The sequence below is a fragment of the Streptomyces sp. NPDC059895 genome, assembly GCF_042731035.1.
GTDB lineage: Bacteria > Actinomycetota > Actinomycetes > Streptomycetales > Streptomycetaceae > Streptomyces.
Genome location: NZ_JBHWKO010000055.1, coordinates 1 through 18,966 on the forward strand (window position 1 = coordinate 1; position 18,966 = coordinate 18,966).

Consider the following 18,966-nt stretch of genomic DNA (forward strand, 5'->3'; position numbering starts at 1 on the left):
CTCCGAAAGCCCCGCCTCGATCCCCTCCGCCACACCAGCATCCTACGAGCCAACAGAACTCAGAAACCGAGGAGTTATTTTTCGACAGCCCCCTGACCGAAGAGGGCGCGGCAGTACGCGACTTCCGGTTCGCGCTCCATCCAGATGTTGCCGGTGGGGATCTTGGTTGTTGCGTTGTCGGACCATCCGGCTGGTTTCCGCTGCGCTCTTCGAGATGCGCGACGAATGGATCGCCTTACCTCGCCAACACCTCCCCGAAGGTGATATGGGCTAGATTCAGGGCCTTTCAGGCGGGACCGAAGCCGGTAGCCGCTCTCACGACCGGCCGCCCATGAGCGCGGGTGAACGGCCCCATCCGTGGCCCCCGAGCCCACCACCACAGTTGGGAAGCGTGCGCCGTCGAACGCTGCGGCAGGCACAGTAGGGGCGCGTTGTCAGAGGCTGGTGGGATCTTGTACGCATGGACACACTCTTTGATCTTCCCCAAGCGGAGACGCCGGAAGAAGCCGTTATCGCCCACTACCGCCTGAGTGGCGACCAGTACGGCTCGCATGCCGAGCGCGAAGCGATCTTCGGTGCTGAGCGGGCCATGGCCGCCGCCGTCGAGAAGGCGGGAGTCGGCGAGGTCGACGGGAACGAGTTCGGCGGAGGTGAAGCCGTGCTCTACGCCTATGGAGCGGACGCCCAAGCGCTCTTCGAGGTCATGGAGCCGACCCTCCGCAGTCTGCCGTTCAGGCCGGCACATGTCGTGTTGCGGCAGGGGAGTCCTGAGACGGAGTCCCGAGTAGTTCTGTGATGCGGTACAGCAGCGACGTACAGCAACCCCAGCAACCCCAGCAACCCCAGCAACCGCCGGCCGATCGACACCGGCCCTGATGGGCCTCCCCGCAGCCTGTATGACCTCCGATGACCGATCGGGTCCGCACCCTCGCGCCGCAGCGCGGTGATCAGCTTGCCGAACTGCCGCGGGCTCAGCCCGGTGAACGGAACTGTCAGGACAGGACGCCTTCAACGCCGTGATCAGACCAGGCACGGCAAGATCCTCTCAGCCCGACACCCCTTACAGTAGGCAGCCGCATACTCTTGTTCGAGCCCTGCCACACGCGTGCGTAAGACGTCGTTTCCGCCCTCAGGACAACCCCGCCCCAACTGAGGGCCCTGCCCTCTCCGTGGGCGAATTTTCCTGTTTTCCGCACGGCTCGGTACTGGCATCTGGTTCACTCTGGCTGTGCCTGACGGATCAGAGCGCAACTGGGACGGTTCAGTCAGTAACGTTTGGAGTTCACGGCGGATCCGGATTCATGACAACAGCCCGTCACGGCTGTTGCGCAAAGGTCAGCAGAAGCCCTGCAAGTACTGTGGCAACCTCGTCGAATGGTTCGAACGGACGAATGACATCGGCGTCCCGCTCGTCCCCCACTCCTTTCCGGCTGACCGAATCCCCATGTCACAGCGTTGGCACGTATACGGCGGGGTGGCCTACGCCGCCTGGGACGGGTCCGCCGTCTGCCGCATCGCCCACCCCGCTGTGTGCCCAGCCGACCCGACGCTGCGCCCCGAGGGGCTGCTCCGTGATGTGCTGCTGCGCTATCGGGCCCAGATGAACACCCTCATCGAGAAGCGGGGCTGGGTTCCCGATCTGCATCCCGCAGATGCGTCCCAGCCCTCGGCTACGGTCCCACCCCGAGAACGGCACGTGGTGATGTTTCTCAGCCTCCTCTACCTGGCGGAGGGGGCGATCTCCGATGTTCAGTGCGTCGCGCAGACCAAAGCGGGTGAACGATGCCGTTACACACTGGCTCAGGGGGACCCCGGATTCTGGATCGAACATCCCATTCCCGACTCAGGTCGCAACACCCTGAGCGCACATCTCGTCGGCACTCCGATGATGGTGTACTCACTGCAATCCCTGAACTGGGCCGGACAGTCCCGTTGGCGAGACCAGCGCTGCGAACTGCACGGCTCCCGGGAAGTCCCGGCCATGGTTGCGAGCGCTTGGGAGAGATTCGACCCCTTCATTCATATCGACCACATCCGCCGTCCGAAGGGGTATCCGGAAGAATCGCCGACACCGAAGCCGAAACCTTACCGGCCGCCCTTCTGATCACTGCCGGAACATGGGTGCATCGGTGGAGTCCTTGGCTCCTCCCTCCTCCGGTCAGCCGGCCATCGCCGCGTACGCTTCGGCCCACCCCACCGCCATAGGGTCACCACGTGTGAAGACCACTGCTCCGGTACGACCCGCCGAAGGATCTGCTCCGTTACACAGGCGGGTCGCTGCTCCGGCCGTATCGGCGACCCGAACCGTATGGCGGGTCCGGGGGCTGCACGGCTGTCGTGCAGGGGACGCAGTTCGTCCCCACCGCGGTTGGAGATCGTGCGGCACGGCAGCGGGGAGTGTCAGAGCCTGAGAGAACTCACGGTCGGGGCATGCGCCGCGAGCGATGCCTTCCTGTCCCGCCGCGAGGCGAGGCATCGGCCGTACCGGGATCACGGATGCATGGCGGGACTGGTAGCTCAGTAGTTGCTTGCCACTACGACGAAAAGACCCACGATGACCGCGACTGCGCAGAGAGCGGTGATGGTGATCAGCACACAGCCGAGCGCTCCCGCGGTCCAGCCGATCGCTGACCAGCCGAACCGGGCTGCTCGTTCGGCCCGCTGAGCCGCTTCGTGGTAGTCACTGTCGTCGTACCAGCCGCGATCAGCCGGATCAGCCGGATCAGCCATGATTCCCCCCTTTGAGGGACCCTACAGTCCGGCCGTCTCGGGGCGGTGGGCTCGTGCGGCACGGCTTCGGAATGCCGACGGAGGGCCGTCGTGCCACGCTGAGATGCGAGTTCGAGCCGGTCCGGGATGCTCGGCTGACCGGAGGGCTCTGCCACCCCAGGAGGCCGACATGTCCAGTGACGCCACCCGACCCGGGTCGGTCGACGTCGACCCGCGCCCGTGGCATGGGCCGACATCCGGAACCACCGTCTTCGCGGCGGCACTGATGATCTTCGGTGGGGTGATGGCGATCTTCGAGGGGATCGCGGCCATCGCCGAGGACGACCTGTTCCTCGCCGTACGTCACTACGTGTTCGAGTTCAGCCTGGCGGGCTGGGGCTGGGTGCACCTCATTCTGGGCGTCGTCCTCGTCCTCGCGGGGTGCGCGGTGCTCAGTGGAGCGCTGTGGGCGCGCTTCTTCGGTGTGTTCGTGGCAGGGCTGGGCGCGCTCGCCAACTTCCTGTGGGTGCCGTACTACCCGCTGTGGGCCCTGGCGCTGGTGGCCGTCAACGTCTTCGTCGTCTGGGCACTGTGCACGGGGATGCACAGAGAGGCCGGCGACGGCCAGGTGGCCTGACAGCCGGCCGGGTACGCCGGAGCGCCTCGGCCGGTCCGGGGGACGCCTCGGTCAGGGGCACACCGGTCGTGTCGGCACGCGCACCGGAAGGCCGGCTTTCTCGTCGGCGGTGAAGGGCTGGTCGCCGATCACGCCGCACAGCTCGCGCCGCCACTGCGCGGGGTCGAGGCGCAAGGGCCCGCCGGTGTTGTCCGAGTTCTGGTAGATCACGGACTTGCCGTCCGGGGTCATGTCCCGGAAGACGTACGAACCGTCCACCAGGATGCTGCTGGAGGGCGCGCGGCCGAGGTCGTACGACTCGCGGTAGATGCGGCTGCCGACCTCGTAGATCCGTACGGAGCTGTTCGCGGCCACGGCGAAGCCGCCCTCTCCGTCGATGAATCCGGCCACGTACGGCTTCTCGGAGTTCTCGGCCACACTGCGCAGCGGCCCCAGTTCCTTGCGCAGCGGGTCGCGCCGCCACAGTTCCACGATGCCGCCGCTGCGCAGGACGGCGAAGTAGTGTCCGCTGGGGTCGAACTGCGTGGCGACGGCGTCGACGGGCACCTTCACGGTCGTCTTCGTGCGCCCCGTCGTGAGGTCGACGACGCGTACCGTGCGGTCGCCCCAGAGGAGTACGGCCACCTGGTTGTCCCCCGGGTAGGGGGCGACGTGCGTCTGCGGTGGAGTCCGCGCGCTGCCGCTCCCGGCGATGACGGTCTTGATGTCGAAGTGGGCGAGTTCCCTGCCCGTGCGCGCGTCCCACTGCTGCACCCTCGTCCCGGAGACGGTCACGAGGTGTTCGCTGCGGTCGAAGAAGTAGTGGAAGTCGGAGGTGGACGGCGGTTCGGGAACGGTGATCCGGGCCGTCTGCCGCAGCGTGGACACCTCCCGGACGGAGATGGTGTTCTCCGCGTCCCAGTCGGCCAGGAGTGTGCGGGCCGGGTCGAGCACGAGCTGGTACGTGTTCTTCGGGTACCAGTACGGTCGCGGACGGCTCGCCTCGGCCATCGGCGGGTCGACGGCGGTGGCCGTCACGGAGTGGACCTGGAGGCTCGCGCCGTCGTCCACGAGGCTGATCATCCTGCGGCCGTCCGCGCTGAGCCTCTGTTCGCTCACGTCGAGGACGTTGGGCTCGGTGGGCAGCTCGACGTAGCTGATCAGTGAGTCGCTGTGCCCGGCGACGAACAGTGCGCCGCCGCTGGACACGAGGTCCCACGCGGTCGCCGTGACGCCGCTGAGCCGGGTGGCCTCGCTGATCAGCTCGCCCCGGGAGAGATCCAGCAGCGACAGGGTCTCCCCGTCGGCCGTGGCGATGCGGCGCCCGGTCGTGTCGACGCCCTGGATCCCGCAGCCGGAGTGGGCCTCCCCGTCGTGGCGACGCCCCTGCTGTGCGCCGTCGGAGATCCGTAGCAGGGTGAACGACGGGGCCGGGTCGCCGTCGCGGCAGACGACGACGGACGACCGGTCGCCCGAGACCATGACCTCGTCGGCGTCGCGCACGACGGTCCGGCTCCTGCCGGTGGCCACGTCCACCACGGCCAGACCGACGCGGAAGTCGTCCCCGTCGTAGGCGGACGTCTCCAGCAGCAGGCTCCGGCCGTCCTGGCCGAGCCACACTTTGCCGCCGAGGCCCGCGGGGGCGGGAACCCTGCCGCCGACGGTGCCGCGGTCCAGGTCCCACCAGACCAGGCCGTCCTCCGTGCGGACGGCGACGACCCGTCCGTCGGCGGACATCGCGAACCCGTTCCTGCTCTCGAAGGTGTAGACGAGCAGGTCCTCCACCGCGGGCAGTTCGTGCACCGTGCCGATGAGCCGGTCGGCGGCCGGGCGCACCTCGAACCAGCCGGCCGTCCCGTCGTCGCAGACGAACGCGACCCGGCTGCCGTCGGCCGACACCATGACCCTGTTCACCGCCTTGCGGGGGAAATGCTCGCTGCGCACGGTGCCGGTGAGGGAACGCACGAAGAGCGTCGCGCGGCCCAGCGTCGACCTGGCGAAGACGACGTCGCCGTCCCGGCTGGTCTGGAACTGCTCGACCGTTCCCAGCAGGCCGGAGAGCACACGGGTGGAGCCCGAGAAGGTCAGGTACTGCCGCAGCAGCTGGCTGCGCGCCTCCTGCGTGGGCGCGGTCTCGTACGCCGCGAGCGCCAGCTTCACCGACAGCACCGGGTCGAACTCCGCCTGGTCCTGCGAGAACTGGGCCAGGGAACGGGAGTCGGCAAGTGCCTGGCGTTCCCGGCTCTCCTGTCGCGCGTACACGAACATCGTGCCGAGCAGCAGCGCGAGGACGACGAGGATGCCGAAGCCCGACCTGAGCGCCCGGCGCCTGCGGGTGCGCGAACGGTGATGTGCGCGGCCGAGTGCCAGGTACTCGTGCTCGGCGGCGGTGAGTTCGGCTCCTCGGTCGTCCAGCCAGGGCTGGGCGCTCGCCAGCGCGGCGGCGGTGGGCAGGAGTTCGGGTGGGCGTCCGCCGTCGTCCCAGCGGCGCCTGTCGTGGTGCAGGGACTCCCGCCAGACCAGGAAGGAACGGTCTTCCGCGGCCCAGTCCGCCAGCTTGTCCCAGCTGGTGATGAGGGCCTCGTGGGCCAGTTCGACGGTCTCGGTTCCGGCGGCGTCGCGGCCGGTGACCAGGAGGCGGGTGGTGGCGAGCTGTTGCGCGACGCGCCATTCCGCGTCGTCCAGTTCGGCGCGCGTGACGACCCGCCGGGTGACACCGGCCGATTCCAGGGGGACACGGACGAGCTGGGTGAACAGCCGCCGCGCCGCCTCCTCGTCGGACGCCGCGACATGGGTGGCCCAGACCTTGACGAGGTGGTCGTGCAGGGCGCCGGCGACGCCGCCGATCTTCTCGTACGCCGCGTGGGTGAGCCGTCCGTGGGTCTGCTGCTGCTCCCGCCACAGCTGGTCGAGGGCGAAGCCGAGCAGGGGCAGCGCACCGGGCTCGGCTCCGGTGTCCTCGAGGATGCGGTCGACCAGGTGGGGCTCGTAGCGCACGCCGGGGACGGCGTCCACGGGCAGGGTGACGATGTCGCGGAGCTGGTCGGTGTGCATCGGGCCGAGGGCGTACGCCCTCCGCCCGTCGAACGCGTGTCCGAGGCGCGGGTGGGCGAGGACCGCGCCGAGGAAGTCGGCCCGCAGGGTGGTCAGTACGCGGACCGTGTCCGGCAGGGTCTCGTCGAACAGCACCCCGGCCAGATCGTCGACGGCCGCCGCCTCGCGCGCGAGCAGTTCCTCGAACTGGTCGATCACGACCAGCAGCCGCCGGCTCCCCTGCCGCTTCAGCAACCGCGGGACGACATCGGCCAGGCCGCGCTCCCTGACCAGAACGCGGGTGAGCGTGGGGACGCGGTCGAGCCGGTCCGTCTCGGACAGGCCGGGCTCCAGCAGCGACAGCAGCTCCAGGGCGAGGCCGGCCGTCGGGGTGCTGCCCGCCGAGGGCCGCAGCACGATCACCGAGGTGCCGTCCGGCCGCAGCCTCGGTACGACTCCGGCTCTGGCCAGGGAGGACTTGCCCGAGCCGGAGGGGCCCACGATCGCGGTCCAGCGCTCGGCGGCGACCATCCGGGCGACCGCGTCGGACTCCGCCACGCGGCCGTGGAAGACCGCGGCGTCGGCCTCCTCGAACGCCGACAGCCGCCGGAACGGCGACGGCGGCAGCACCAAGGGCCGCAGTGCGGGCCAGGCGTCCAGCAGACCGGCCGCCGGGATCAGATAGCTCGCCGGGGGCTCGCCCTCCTCGGCCAGCGCCATCATGCCTACGACGCCCTGGAGCTCCTCGTCCCACACCGGGCTGCCGCTGAAGCCGCCGGACACCCGGTAGCCGCCCTCCGCCATATCGGCCTGGACCCATCCGTCGGCCTGCCGCGCGCGGAGCCGGGCCGAGTGCCACACACCCCCGGGGCGGCCCGCGGGGAAACCGAACACCCGCGCGGGGTGCTGCCACACGTCCGGTTCGTCCACCAGGCGGATGGGCCGGCTGCCCGGCACCACGGCGCTCAGGCGCAGCACGGCCACGTCTCCGGCGCCGGACGGCTGCGGGGGAACCCAGTGCTCGACACTCGCCGTGACGTGCGGCGCGCCGGCCACGGCACCGTCCGGCGCGCTTTTGGCCGGGGCCCGGAGCAGGGGGAGCGTCACCTCGATCCGGGCATGGCCGGCGGGCTCGGTCTCCGGGGCCGTGCCGAGCGCCGCGTTGATGACATGCGCGCAGGTCAGGGCCAGCTCGTCGGTGACCAGGAAACCGAGGCCCACCGGCTCGCCCCGCAGGTCCCGGATCTGGAGCACGGCCGCGTCCAGGGCGTGGATGCCCGCGTCGGGGGCATCGACCGCCGAGGCACGGGGACTGGGGGAACCTGAGGAACCAGAGGAACCAGAGGGGGCGGAGGGGCCGGGAGAGCCGGAAGGTTCCGGCGTCGCCCGACCCGGCCCGCTCGCCGTCACGGCGCGGGCTCGTCTCCCGCCGAGGCGCCCGTGGGTTCAGGTGAAGCGCCCGTCGGTTCGGCGGCCGGCTTGTGCCAGACGAGCGCGACCTTGAAGTTGGCCTGCGCCGCGGTGCTGGAGATCACCACATCGGCCTCGGCCGACAGGGCCAGGCCGAACTCGACGCTGATCTCGTCGGGCGTGCGGACCATGTCCTGGAAGCCGTCGACGAAGTTCTGGGCGACCGGTCTGACCGCGGCCACCATCTCGCCCAACGAGCGAGTGGCCCGCGCGACGACCTGTCCCGGTCTGGCAACCCTGACCAGGCCGTCCCCGTTCGCCTCGATCTGGACCTTCACCGTCTCCTCCGCCCCGTCCGCCCCGCTGACCGGCACTTCCACGAGATAGGCCACCGCTTCCCCCTTTGTCCACGCCCGCACGCTGTCGGTCCCGCTGTCCCGCACGATCCATCTTGTACCTCAACTCCCCATCTGTCAGAGGGTGTTGACGAACCCGGTGTGGCGATCCGGTGGAGGTGCCATGAGCGCCGGGGTCCACCGGGCCGCCGGAGCGGGCGCCTGCGCGGAGCGGGCGCCCGCACGGAACGAGCGCCCGCACGGGAGGATTTCCGTCCTCGCGAGGGAGACCGGATGCGGGTCGCGAACATCCTGGTCGTCGTCGGCGTACGGTTGACATACCGAGGGCATCACGCACTCCGGCCGCCACGCCGAGTCGTCCTCGGCGAGAGACGAACCCCCGGGCCGCCCGCCCGCGTGGCCGGCGCGGAGACGGGTCGTGCACCATGTCCACCGCGGTCGAACCGACTCCACGCAAGGTCTTCATGGCTGCGGCCGGTGCCGGGCACCCGCATCCGTCCACGCCCCGGCCGGGTGGAGGCGTGACCGCCCTTTCCCGGCTGGACATCCACCGGCGGAACCGAGGGGAGCGGACGCTCGTCACGCTCGCCGGTGACATCGGACCGGCCACCACACCGCTGCTGCGGGCCGCCCTGGAGCAGTGCCTGCGGGACGGCGTCACCGTCATCGACGTAGACCTGACCACGGTCGGCTCCTGCGACGCCCGGGGCTTGGACGTCCTCCTGTCGGCGTCACAGCGCGCCGGCCGGGTTCACGCCTCCCTGCGGCTGCACCACCCGTGCGCGCAGATCACCCGGCTCCTCACGGCCACCGGATCCACCTCGCTGCTCCTCGCAGCGCCCACCAGCAGCGTGCCGCCCGCCGTGCCCGGCGGCCTCATGAGCCCCGGGACACCGCCGCCCGGGGAATCCGGTCACCGGCCGGACCGGTCGGGCCAGTCGGGCCGGTCGGGCCGGTCGGACCCGCCGTTCCTCGAGGACGGCATACGCCTTCGCCGGCTGAGCCGCTGGCAGGCCGAGGGGGTGCGCGAGGACATCGCGGACCTGGCCGCGGAGTCCGTCGCGGGTACCGCGGGCGAGGGGCATCACGACCGTGGCGACTTCCTGCGCCACCTGGCGGTCAGCGCCCACCGGCCCGGCTTCGCGCTCCTGGTCGCCGAGACGACGGTGCTGGTCGGCTGCGCCTTCGGTTTTCCGTTGGGCCCGGACGTCCCGGACGTCCCGGACGGCTCGGACGGCTCGGACGGCTCGGACGGCTCGGACGGCTCGGACGGCTCCGGCCGCCGCGGGGTCGACCAAGCGCTCCAGGAGAGCATCCGACGGCTCACCTCCCGCGCCCGGTTCGTCGTCCTCACGCAGGTCGTGGCCCGTCCGCACGCTCAGCGCCGTGACATCGCCCGCCGTCTGCAACGGCGTCTGCTCACCGAACTGCACTGCACCCTCGGTGTCGCCCTGTTCCATCCCGCCGACCGGGCGGCACAGGCCGCCTTCTCGTCGTGGGGCTGGCGGAACATGGGAGAGGTCGTAGGGCTGCCCGGTCCCGTCACCCCCTGCCTGCTGATCCTGCCCGTCGAAGGGCTGCCCCCGGCAGGCCGGTGATCAGGCGGAGTCTCCTCGCGGTCCGCGCGACTCGCCCGCCCTACGGATGCCGGACACCGTACAGACGCCGGACGCCGGACGGACGCCGGATACCGTACGGACCTGCGGCCACGTGATCGTCCGGTGTCCGCGCGCCGCGCCGTCCGCCACGGCCGGGAGTAGCCTGGCACGTACCGAGAGCTTTCGGGCACACGACCACGGCGGCGCCGTTACCGGCGAGTGACGGACACGGGCAGCCGGAAACCGCCAGGGACGGGACCGCACGATGGACGCCCTCGCCAAGCCTGCCGACGGTACGACTCCGGCCGAGGCGCCTGCCGTCACCGTGGACCGCGGCACCGTGGGACGCCGGGGAATGGCGGGTGGTCGCGGCGGACGGACACCGGCAGCCCCTTCGCCGCCCCGCTCCACCGACCCGCCCGTCGCCGACCACGGCGGGTGAGGGGATGTCGGCCGGACGGCGCGCGGACCGCTCCGAGAGCTTCGGGGAAGCTCTGCTGGGAGTGATCCTCGATCGCGCGCATGAACTGCCGCCCCATCTCATCGGGCCCCTGGTCGCCGACGTGCTGGAGCGGCTCGGGGGCCGCCGGCCGCAGGTGCTGTTGCAGGACTACGGCCAGCTGCTGCTCGTCCCCCTGCCCGGCGAGGGCCTCATGGGCGGGGAACCGCAGGTGATCGACGACTCCGTGGCGGGCCGCTGCTTCCTCGACGCCCGCCCCATAGAACTGCCCGAACCGCTGCCCGAACCGCTGCCCGAACCGCCCGAGCTGTCCGACCCGTCCGACCCGTCCGATCCGTCCGATCCGTCCGAGCGGTCCGAGCGGTCCGAGCGGTCCGAGCGGTCCGAGCGGTCCGAGGACGACGGTGTGCGGGTCCACCTGCCGCTGCTGGACGGCGGCGACCAGGTCGGGGTCATGGCAGTGACGTTGGACGCCGTCGACGACCACGACCGCCGCCTGCTCAGCCGGGTCGCCGGCCTGGTGGCAGACCTGCTGGTGACCAAGCACGGCTACTCCGACCTCTTCTTCGGCGTCCGGCGCAGTGAACCGATGAGCGTCGCCGCGGAGATCCAGTGGTCCCTGCTGCCGCCGCTGGCGATGATCATGCCTCGGGTCGCCGTGGCCGGGATCCTGGAACCCGCCTATGACGTGGCGGGTGACAGCTTCGACTACGCCCTCAACGGAGACGTCCTCCACCTGGCCATGATCGACGCGATGGGGCACGGGCTGAACGCGGCCACGATGGCCACCGTGACCATCGGCGCCTACCGCCACGCCCGCCGCGCCGGCACCGGACTGGCGGAGATCTACGCCTTCATGGACCGGGCCGTGGCGGACCAGTTCGGCCCCGAGCACTTCGTGACCGCGCAGATGATGCGGCTGGACACCACGACGGGACACCTTCAGTGGGTCAATGCCGGACACCCGCCACCGATGCTCGTCCGGGACCACCGCGTCACACTCCGGCTGACCGGCCCGACGACCCTCCCGGTCGGCCTGTCCGGTCCGGAGCCGCAGATGAGCGAGATGAAGCTGGAGCGGGGGGACCGCCTGCTCTGCTTCACCGACGGACTGATCGAGGAGCACGCGAGCGGGCAGGAGGAGTTCGGGGAGGACCAGCTGATCGCCTGGGTGAACCAGTTGGAGACCACCGGCCGCGGCATCCGGGCCGTGGCGCGCGCCCTGTCCCACACGCTCAAGCGGGCGCGGGGCGGACACACCACGGACGACGCGACCCTGCTCCTGGTGGAGTGGCGCGCCTGACGCCACCGGTGCCGTCACGCGCACCGCTCCACCGCCTGCGGCGCTCCGGGACCTGCCCGAAGCGGGTTCGCACGTCCGGCGTGCCGTGTCTGCTCGTCCACCCCGAGCGGCAGGTGGAGCGCGTGCCGCGCCTGATCCCCGGTGCCCGCGCCGAGATCGTCGCCGACACCGGCCACGGCCCCGCGATCGACCACCCCGACCTGCTCAACGCCCGGATGCTGAGCTTCATGGAGAACGTCGACTCCCCCGGCCCGGCCAGGGACCGCGGCGCCGCGTGACCGGCCGGGAAACCCTGTCCGGCACGCCGAACGGCAGCCTCGCGACCTCTTGGCCCGGTCGAGGTACCGGTCCGTGACCCCGGGCTGCCCGCCGCCTCTCCTCCTACGCCGCTCCGGGCTCGTCGGGTGTCACGCGCCGGAGCCAGTGCGCGAAGGCGGCGAAGTCGGCGTCCGTGAGGCCTTCGGCGGGGTCGACGCGGTGCAGCAGTGACCGGCCTTCGTGCCGGCCGGAGACCCAGAGGCGGTCCATGGGGCCGATCTCGTCATCGGCCCAGATGAACGGGCGGGGGCCGGCCCACGCGGCGATGTGGGGGGTCTTCCAGTGCAGGCCGCGTGGGACCGCGTCGGTGAGTGTCCGCGGCCACCTGACGACGGGCAGGGGCGGCAGGCCGATGCGCGGAGCGACGGCCTCGTTCGCGTCGTCCATCCATGTCGTGGCCCACACCAGTTCGCACCCCAGCGCCAACAAGCGTGGACCGACGGCCGGGTCGAGGCGTTCCAGCAGGGGGTTCTCCGGGGCGGAGGACGCCGTGGGAGGGGCGGCGGGGGTGCCGCGCGGGCGGCCGGACGGCGGCCCGAACGGGATGAGCGGTCCGTCGACGTCGAGGAAGAGGAGAGGGCGCTCCGCGCCGGCCGAACCGGTCACCGCGCGCCGCGCCACGGCCGGGTCCCGCCCTTCGTCGCTCACCTCCGTTCGCTCCTTCCGCCCTGGTGATCGGCAGCCTGGAGCGGGGCGTCGGCGGGCGCGGGCCGGTCGAGGGTCATGGTCCTGGCGATCAGGCCGGCGAGCAGGCGGGTACGGGGAATCATCCGCGTGGTGTCGACGTGCTCGGTGTCCGCGTGGGCGCCGCCTCCGACGGCGCCCAGGCCGTCCAGGGTGAGGCAGCCCGCCGCGGCGGTGTCGTTGCCGTCGGAGGCGCCGCCGACGGCGGTGTTCCCCGGGGGTTCCTGGCCGAGGTCCTCGGCCACGCGGCAGGCGAGGGCGAACAGGGCGGCGGAGGAGTGCGGTGACAGGGGAGGCCGTCCGGCGCCGCCGCGGATCTCCAGGCGTGCCCCGGGCGTGCGGGGCGCGAGGGCTCGTACGAGCTCGTCGACGCGGTGCTGTGCCGCCTCCGTCGGTACGCGGACGTCCACCGACACCCGTGCCAGCGCCGGCACGGTGTTGCGGGAGCTGCCGGCCGACAGCAGGGTCGGGGTGACGGTCGCCGCGCCCAGTACGGGGTGGGTGGCGTCCGCGCGCACCGCCGACCCCAGGTCGGTCAGGGCCAGCACCTGGTGGGCGGCCTCGACGGCGGCGTTGACGCCCTTGTCGGGTTCCTGGCCGGCGTGGGCGGCCCTGCCGTGGACCACCACCTCGTACCGCGAGGTGCCCTTGCGCGCGGTCTTGAGGGTGCCCTCGGCGTCGGCCGCCGCCTCCAGCACGAAGGCGGCGGCGCAGCGCCGCGCGGTCTCCTCGACGAGGTGCCGGGAGGTCGGGGAGCCGACCTCCTCGTCCCCGTTGACCAGGACGCACACCCCGTCCGGAGAGGGCAGGGACGCCAGGGCGTGGAACATCTGCACCAGCCCCGCCTTCATGTCCAGGACCCCGGGGCCGCGGGCGATCCCGTCGGTCACCGACCAGGGGCGGGAACGGAGCGAGCCGAGGGGCCACACCGTGTCGTGGTGGCCGATCAGCAGCACGCGCGGGGTGCCGAAGGTCCACCGCAGGTGGGTGACCCCGTCGACGACGATCGTCTCCGGTTCGGCGCCCAGGAGTCTCGCGCCGAGCGCGCCGACCACCTCGGCGCTGCGCCCCACCGCCGCGTGGTCGGCCGAGAAGGATTCGCACACGACCAGTTCCTCCAGGTCCGCGAGCATCGTCGGCAACAGCATGGGGTTCTCGTCTCCCTTCCCCGCCCCCGGCGTCCGGGGGGCATCGGGTCCATGGCGGGCGGGAGGAGGCGCCCGCTCCCCCGCGCCGGGCGCCACCGCCCCGCTTTCGACGCTAGGGGCGGGCACGGCATTCCACCAGCGACCACATCGCATGGGACCGATGCGTCGGAGGAATGGGTCGAGGGAAGGGAAGGCTGCTGTCATCGCGGGGGTCGGGCGGAGGGGAGAGCGGTGTTCGAGGTCGACGCGTTGCGGCTGCTGGTGGCCGTGGCCGAGACGGGGTCGTTAGCAGAGCGCGTACGGCGACCGCCCCACGATGCTCGCCGACGCCTGCGCCCGAGCGGGCTTCACCCCGCGGAAGGTCATACGGATCGCGGAGTGGACCGGGAAGTTCGGCTACGTGGCCGCCGGGCTGGGCGTGGCCACTGGTCCCCTCGCTGGCCGCCCGGGCCGTCCCCGGCGAACTCGTCCTGTGCCGCCTCACCGACCCCGCCCTGCGCCGCACCCTGTACACCGCCCTGCCCGCCACCCCGCTGCCGTCGGCGCTCACCCTGCGGGACCTGTTGCACAACCGTGTGCCCGACCTCACCTGACCTCCCCCGACCTCCCTTCACTCCCGCACACGCGTGTTCAGGACCGGCACACGCGCCCGGTTACGCTTCCCGTATGGGCAGAGCCGCAGGTGAGCAGATGGGGGTCGTGACCGCGCTGGTGCGGTCGACCTTCCTGGTGAACGCCGTGTACGCCGAGTCGAGTCGGGCGTTCGGCATCACCCCCCAGCAGGGGCAGCTGCTGTGCGTCCTGCGCCCTCAGCCGTACGGCATGAGTGAGCTCGGGGAGATGCTGGGGCTCGCCAAGTCCAGTCTGACCGGGCTGGTGGACCGGACCGTGCAGCGCGGCCTGGTGCGGCGCGAGGGCGACCCGCGGGACGGGCGGGCGGTGCGCGTCGGACTCACGGAGGAAGGCGCCCGGCTGGCCCGGGAGTTCTACGACGCGACAGGCCGGCGGATCGCGGCCCTGCCGTCGGGACTCACCGGCGCCGAACGCGACCGGCTCGCCGTGCTCCTCTCCCGCGTCGTCCTCGACAACAAGGTCCCCGAGGTGTTCACGGACCCTACGGGTCCCACGAGTCCCACGAGTCCTACGGGTGCTACGGGTCCCACGGGTGCTACGGGTGCTACGGGTGCTACGAGTCCTACGGGCCCCACCAGCCCCGAGGTCACCCCTTCGAACCCGTAGGCCCCGTAGGGCTTGCAGGCCCCGTAGGGCTTGCAGGCCCCGTAGCTTCCCCAGGGCCCGTAGGGCCCGGATCGCCCGTGCGGTCCGGGACGGGAGGTCGGCTGCTGTCGCGGTGGCCGCTGCCGCCGCGGCCATCGCCGCCGCGCCCCGCGATCGCCAGTGTCACCGTCACCGTGATCGAGGCGAGCGCCATCACGGTCATCGCCGTCGCCGGTGAGGTGAGTTGGGCCACCCCGCCCGCCAGGGCCGCGCTGAGCCCTTGCAGGGTGAGCATGCCGGCGGAGTGCAGGCCCAGGGCGTGGCCGCTGAGGGCGGGCGGGGTGAGGGCCATCAGGCGCTCCTGCTGCACCAGGCTCGCGCCGAAGCCGACGGAGGCGAGGGCGGCACAGGCCGCCGCGAGCGGCGGGGCCGGGCGCAGGGCGAAGAAGGCGTACGGCGCGGCCAGGAGCAGCAGCAGGGGGGTGGCCAGGCGGGCGCGTACGGCGGGCGCGAGCAGGCGGCCGACGGTGAGGTCGCCGACCAGCATGCCCAGCGCCGCGCACGCGAACAGGGTGCCCGCGGCGCCGGGGTCGTACGGCACGAAGAGGGCTTCGCAGCCGACGACCAGGCCGTTGGGGAGCCACAGCCCCAGGTAGAGCAGGCGGCGGGGGCGGGAGGACCACAGGCGGGCGTTGGTGCGCCGGGTCGCCGCGACCGAGGGGCGGCCGGCGGCCCGGGGCGGTCGGGCCGCCAGGCCCAGGTGGGCGGTGGCGCCGGCGGTCACGTACAGGAGGGTGGCCAGGAGGAGGACCCGGTGCGGGGAGAGGGCGGTGAGCAGGGCGCCGCCGGTGGCGTAGCCGGCGATCTGCGTGAGGCCGCTCATCATGTTGAACACCGCACGGCCGGGCAGGTAGCCGTCCTCGGGCAGGATCTCGTGCAGCAGGCCCCAGCGGACACCGCCGCCGAGGGCCGCGACCAGGCCCTGCGCGAGGACCACGGCGAAGACGGCGGCGACCGGGAGGCCGGGGACGGCCAGCACGGCCGTGACGGCGGCGAAGACGGCGGAGAGACCGGCGAGTGCGGTTCTCGGGGGAAGGCGGTCGGCACCCGAGAGGAAGAGGGTCGCGCCGAGGACCTGGGCGAGGGACGGGCCGAACATGCTGACCGCCGAGAGGAGCGGGGAGTCCGTCGCCCGGTAGACCAGCGTGGCGAGGGCGAGGCCCGCGGTCGTATGGGCGGCGGTGTGCGCGGCGGAGGAGAGGAGGAGGGGCCTGAACTCCGGTGTCGTGAAGAGTTGTCGGTAGCCGGTCATGCGCGAAGTCTCGGGCGGGGGCGCCGCCGGTGGTTATTGTTTCGCGGGCGCGCGAAAGGCAGCCGGGGCCGGCACGCCAGGACGACAGGTCGGGGCGAGGGGTCGGGGCGAGGGGTCGGGGCGAGGGGCGGGCGGGCCCGCCGCCCCCGGCCGGCCGGTCTCCGGAGCTAGCATCCGGGCATGACTACGAACACCGGTACCTCCCCCCTCGACGTCGAGATCGGTGCGCTCAAGGGCGGGTCCGCCGAGCTCGCCCAGTACGCGGGCAGGGCCGTCCTCATCGTGAACGTGGCGTCCAAGTGCGGTCTGACCCCGCAGTACACGGGCCTGGAGCGGCTTCAGGAGCGGTACGCGGACCGGGGCTTCACCGTGCTCGGGGTGCCCTGCAACCAGTTCCTCGGGCAGGAGCCGGGGACCGCCGAGGAGATCGCCGAGTTCTGCTCGGCCACGTACGGCGTGACCTTCCCGCTGACCGAGAAGGTCGAGGTGAACGGGGAGGGCCGGCACTCGCTGTACGAGCGGCTCGTCGGTTTCGCGGACGCGGCGGGCCACGACGGTGACATCCGCTGGAACTTCGAGAAGTTCCTCATCGGGCGGGACGGCAGCGTCGTCGCCCGGTTCTCGCCGCAGACCGAGCCGGAGTCCGCGGAGGTCGTCGCCGCCATCGAGGGCCAGCTGGACTGAGCGCCGTGCGCACGCCGCTCGACCCTGCCCCTGGGCAGGGCGGAGCGACCTCCCCGCCGGGCGGAGAAGGCCGCCCGGTGACGGAGGACGACCACCGACCGGACCACCGACCGGACCGCCGGCCGGACCCCCGACCGGGGCGCCGAGCAGGCGGCCGAACGGGCGGCCGGTGCACGGGGCGCCGATCTGGAGACAGCCGAGCCCCCTCGGCAAGGACGGCGAGCTAGTCGAGAGGGCTCCGGTGGTGCTTGTGAAGTTGTGTCAGCCCGACGGGACCCGAGGGGCCCGAGGGAACCCGCCGTGAGGCGGGGGTCGGGAGGATCCCCGCCCTACGCCTTGACCGAGGCGACGAAGACGTTCCACGCGTCGGCGGGGAAGTCCAGCACGGGCCCGTCCTGGACCTTGGAGTCCCGTACGGCCATGGCCGCGACGACCGGCGACTTGACCTCGACGCACGCGCCGTTGCCGGTCGAGTAGGAGGACTTGGTCCACGTGTCCGTGCTGCCCTGACGAATTGCCATTTTCGCTCCGCTTTGCCAGTGAGATGAGTTGCTGTCGCCGTACGCGGGGCACGACTGCGGGCCCACGGCACGGTTTGCGCCAACGGTGTTGTCCGGTGGCGTGATCGACGCTACTCGCCGACCCCCGGTTACGAAGCGACTATTCACTCGACCGGTTGGCATATTCCAAGTGGGTCTTCCATCCCGGCCGGGTGACGGTGTATTGTGCGGCGCTTTTCCGGCAAGAGCGCTCTAACGGGCGTAGTCCTTCGCGATGTCGGCGATGAACTGGCGGGACTGGTCCACGTTCAGCGCCTGGGCCCGCAGGTGCTCGTACATCACGCTGTACTTCTGCACGTCGTTCGGCTTCTCCAGGTAGAGGTCGCTGGTGACGCCCTCGATGTAGACGACACTGGAGTCGGACGCGTCGGGGAACTCGAGGATCGCGTACTGGCCGTTCAGCCCCGGGTGCGCGCCCATGTCGAAGGGGATCACCTGCACGGTGACGTGCGGCAGCTGGGACTGCTCGACGAGGTGCTCCAACTGGTCCCGCATGAGGGAACGGTTGCCGACGACGCGGCGCAGCGCGGCCTCGTCCATCACCGTCCACAGGCGCAGCGGGTTCTCCTCGGCGCTGATTCGTTCCTGCCGCCGCATCCGGACCTGCACCCGCTTCTCGATCTCCGTGGGCGCGGTCTCCGGCAGCGCCCCGGAGATCAGCGTCTCGGCGTACTGACGGGTCTGCAACAGGCCGGGCACGACCTGCGGGTCGTACACGCGCAGGCTCGCCGCGTCCGTCTCCAGACCGATGTAGACGCTGTAGGGGACGTCCCCGAAGGCATGCCACCAGCCCTGCTGACGCGAGTCCTTGGCCATCTGCATCAGCGAATCGACGATCCGCTGGTCCTCGACCTCGTAGACCCCGCACAGATCGCGGACGTCGCGCTGGCTGATGCTGCGGCGGCCGTTCTCCAGGCGGCTGATCTTCGACTGGGACACGAGCAGGCGGTCGGCGACCTGTTCGGCCGTCATGCCCTTGTCCTCGCGGAGCTTGCGCAACTCCTGACCCAGCCGGCGCCGCCGGACGGTGGGATTGACATTGGACGCCACGGGACGTGCACCTCCGGCTGCATGCCTGTCATTGACACTTTGCGTATCTGCTGTTGAGCAGACTGCCACCAAGGTGCTCACTACCGCTGGAAAACGGTGGATATGCGGCCGGTACACGTCACTTGGGCGTTTCCAGCACCCCTCCGCCACCTCCTCCCGCCACCGCCTCCCGCCACCGCCTCCCGCCACCGTCCTCCGCCACCGCCCTCCCCGTTTCGCTTTCCCACCCTTGCTTCCGCCCGACATGCGTCCGCGCGGGGCGGTGGCGCCGTGTGTCCCGGAGGACGTACGGCTTCACCGCCCCGCGCGGTCGCGCGGCTCCCGAACGGGCTCTGCGGGTCGTACGGGCGGCGGCCATGCGTCCACACGGCCATGCACCCTTACGGGTCTTACGGGCTTACGGGTGGTACCGGTCTTACGGGTCTTACGGGTGGTACCGGTCTTACGGGTGGTACGGGCTGTGCGCACCGTACCGGCTGTGCGGGCCGTACGGGTACGGCGTGGGAC

Annotated in this window: 14 protein-coding genes and 4 pseudogenes; 9 read left to right on the forward strand and 9 right to left on the reverse strand. The window is 71.6% G+C overall.

What is annotated here, in order from left to right; all coding sequences use genetic code 11:
* Positions 1-460 precede the first annotated feature (460 nt).
* Positions 461-796, forward strand: coding sequence for a hypothetical protein (locus ACFV9M_RS36620; RefSeq protein WP_385074229.1), 336 nt, complete (start codon positions 461-463; stop codon positions 794-796).
* A 92-nt stretch (positions 797-888) separates the two neighbouring features.
* Here ACFV9M_RS36620 and ACFV9M_RS36625 read toward each other — a convergent pair.
* Positions 889-996 (reverse strand): annotated as a pseudogene (locus ACFV9M_RS36625) (IS5/IS1182 family transposase); the annotation flags it as partial.
* 232 nt (positions 997-1,228) lie between these two features.
* Between ACFV9M_RS36625 and ACFV9M_RS36630 the strand changes: the two are divergent.
* Positions 1,229-2,104 (forward strand): DUF6083 domain-containing protein, encoded by an 876-nt coding sequence (locus tag ACFV9M_RS36630; RefSeq protein ID WP_385074232.1) that lies wholly within the window; start codon positions 1,229-1,231, stop codon positions 2,102-2,104.
* Between the two features lie 413 nt (positions 2,105-2,517).
* Here ACFV9M_RS36630 and ACFV9M_RS36635 read toward each other — a convergent pair whose 3' ends face one another.
* The gene (locus ACFV9M_RS36635; RefSeq protein ID WP_385074234.1) at positions 2,518-2,730 is read right to left on the reverse strand and encodes a hypothetical protein; all 213 of its coding nucleotides are present in this window, start codon (positions 2,728-2,730) and stop codon (positions 2,518-2,520) included.
* A gap of 169 nt (positions 2,731-2,899) precedes the next feature.
* Here ACFV9M_RS36635 and ACFV9M_RS36640 point away from each other — a divergent pair, with 169 nt between their 5' ends.
* The gene (locus ACFV9M_RS36640) at positions 2,900-3,346 is read left to right on the forward strand and encodes a hypothetical protein (protein WP_385074237.1); all 447 of its coding nucleotides are present in this window, start codon (positions 2,900-2,902) and stop codon (positions 3,344-3,346) included.
* A 51-nt stretch (positions 3,347-3,397) separates the two neighbouring features.
* Here the strand turns inward: ACFV9M_RS36640 and ACFV9M_RS36645 are convergent, their stop codons facing one another.
* Both ACFV9M_RS36645 and ACFV9M_RS36650 read right to left on the reverse strand, forming a co-directional pair.
* On the reverse strand, positions 3,398-7,612 hold the full coding sequence (locus ACFV9M_RS36645; protein ID WP_385074240.1) for a trypsin-like peptidase domain-containing protein: 4,215 nt from the start codon (positions 7,610-7,612) through the stop codon (positions 3,398-3,400).
* A 152-nt stretch (positions 7,613-7,764) separates the two neighbouring features.
* Positions 7,765-8,160, reverse strand: coding sequence for a CU044_2847 family protein (locus ACFV9M_RS36650; RefSeq protein WP_385074243.1), 396 nt, complete (start codon positions 8,158-8,160; stop codon positions 7,765-7,767).
* A 485-nt stretch (positions 8,161-8,645) separates the two neighbouring features.
* On the opposite strand from ACFV9M_RS36650, the gene ACFV9M_RS36655 reads away from it, so the two are divergent.
* From ACFV9M_RS36655 to ACFV9M_RS36665, 3 genes and pseudogenes are all read left to right on the forward strand, one after another.
* Complete coding sequence (locus ACFV9M_RS36655) at positions 8,646-9,722, forward strand: STAS domain-containing protein (protein ID WP_385074245.1); 1,077 nt, start codon at positions 8,646-8,648, stop codon at positions 9,720-9,722.
* A gap of 446 nt (positions 9,723-10,168) precedes the next feature.
* Positions 10,169-11,485, forward strand: a complete 1,317-nt coding sequence (locus ACFV9M_RS36660) for a PP2C family protein-serine/threonine phosphatase (RefSeq protein WP_385074248.1) — start codon at positions 10,169-10,171, stop codon at positions 11,483-11,485.
* 77 nt (positions 11,486-11,562) lie between these two features.
* A pseudogene (locus ACFV9M_RS36665) lies at positions 11,563-11,763 on the forward strand (alpha/beta fold hydrolase); the annotation flags it as partial.
* Positions 11,764-11,866: 103 nt separating this feature from the next.
* Here the strand turns inward: ACFV9M_RS36665 and ACFV9M_RS36670 are convergent.
* Together ACFV9M_RS36670 and ACFV9M_RS36675 are read right to left on the reverse strand one after the other, a co-directional pair.
* Positions 11,867-12,409 (reverse strand): HAD domain-containing protein, encoded by a 543-nt coding sequence (locus tag ACFV9M_RS36670; protein WP_385074321.1) that lies wholly within the window; start codon positions 12,407-12,409, stop codon positions 11,867-11,869.
* 38 nt (positions 12,410-12,447) lie between these two features.
* Positions 12,448-13,620: a M20/M25/M40 family metallo-hydrolase gene (locus ACFV9M_RS36675; protein WP_385074324.1), complete on the reverse strand. Its 1,173-nt coding sequence runs from the start codon at positions 13,618-13,620 to the stop codon at positions 12,448-12,450.
* A gap of 304 nt (positions 13,621-13,924) precedes the next feature.
* Here ACFV9M_RS36675 and ACFV9M_RS36680 point away from each other — a divergent pair.
* A pseudogene (locus ACFV9M_RS36680) lies at positions 13,925-14,228 on the forward strand (LysR substrate-binding domain-containing protein); the annotation flags it as partial.
* Between the two features lie 97 nt (positions 14,229-14,325).
* Positions 14,326-14,766, forward strand: a pseudogene (locus tag ACFV9M_RS36685) (MarR family winged helix-turn-helix transcriptional regulator); the annotation flags it as partial.
* Between the two features lie 88 nt (positions 14,767-14,854).
* Here ACFV9M_RS36685 and ACFV9M_RS36690 read toward each other — a convergent pair.
* Positions 14,855-16,165 carry an MFS transporter gene (locus ACFV9M_RS36690; protein WP_385074250.1) on the reverse strand — a complete coding sequence of 437 codons (1,311 nt, stop codon included), beginning with the start codon at positions 16,163-16,165 and terminating at the stop codon, positions 14,855-14,857.
* Positions 16,166-16,345: 180 nt separating this feature from the next.
* On the opposite strand from ACFV9M_RS36690, the gene ACFV9M_RS36695 reads away from it, so the two are divergent.
* The gene (locus ACFV9M_RS36695) at positions 16,346-16,849 is read left to right on the forward strand and encodes a glutathione peroxidase (RefSeq protein ID WP_385074253.1); all 504 of its coding nucleotides are present in this window, start codon (positions 16,346-16,348) and stop codon (positions 16,847-16,849) included.
* Positions 16,850-17,178: 329 nt separating this feature from the next.
* Here ACFV9M_RS36695 and ACFV9M_RS36700 read toward each other — a convergent pair whose 3' ends face one another.
* Entirely contained in the window at positions 17,179-17,370 is a 192-nt protein-coding gene (locus ACFV9M_RS36700; protein ID WP_385074256.1) for a DUF397 domain-containing protein, read from the reverse strand.
* Positions 17,371-17,601: 231 nt separating this feature from the next.
* On the reverse strand, positions 17,602-18,459 hold the full coding sequence (locus tag ACFV9M_RS36705) for a helix-turn-helix domain-containing protein (protein WP_385074258.1): 858 nt from the start codon (positions 18,457-18,459) through the stop codon (positions 17,602-17,604).
* Positions 18,460-18,966 lie beyond the last annotated feature (507 nt).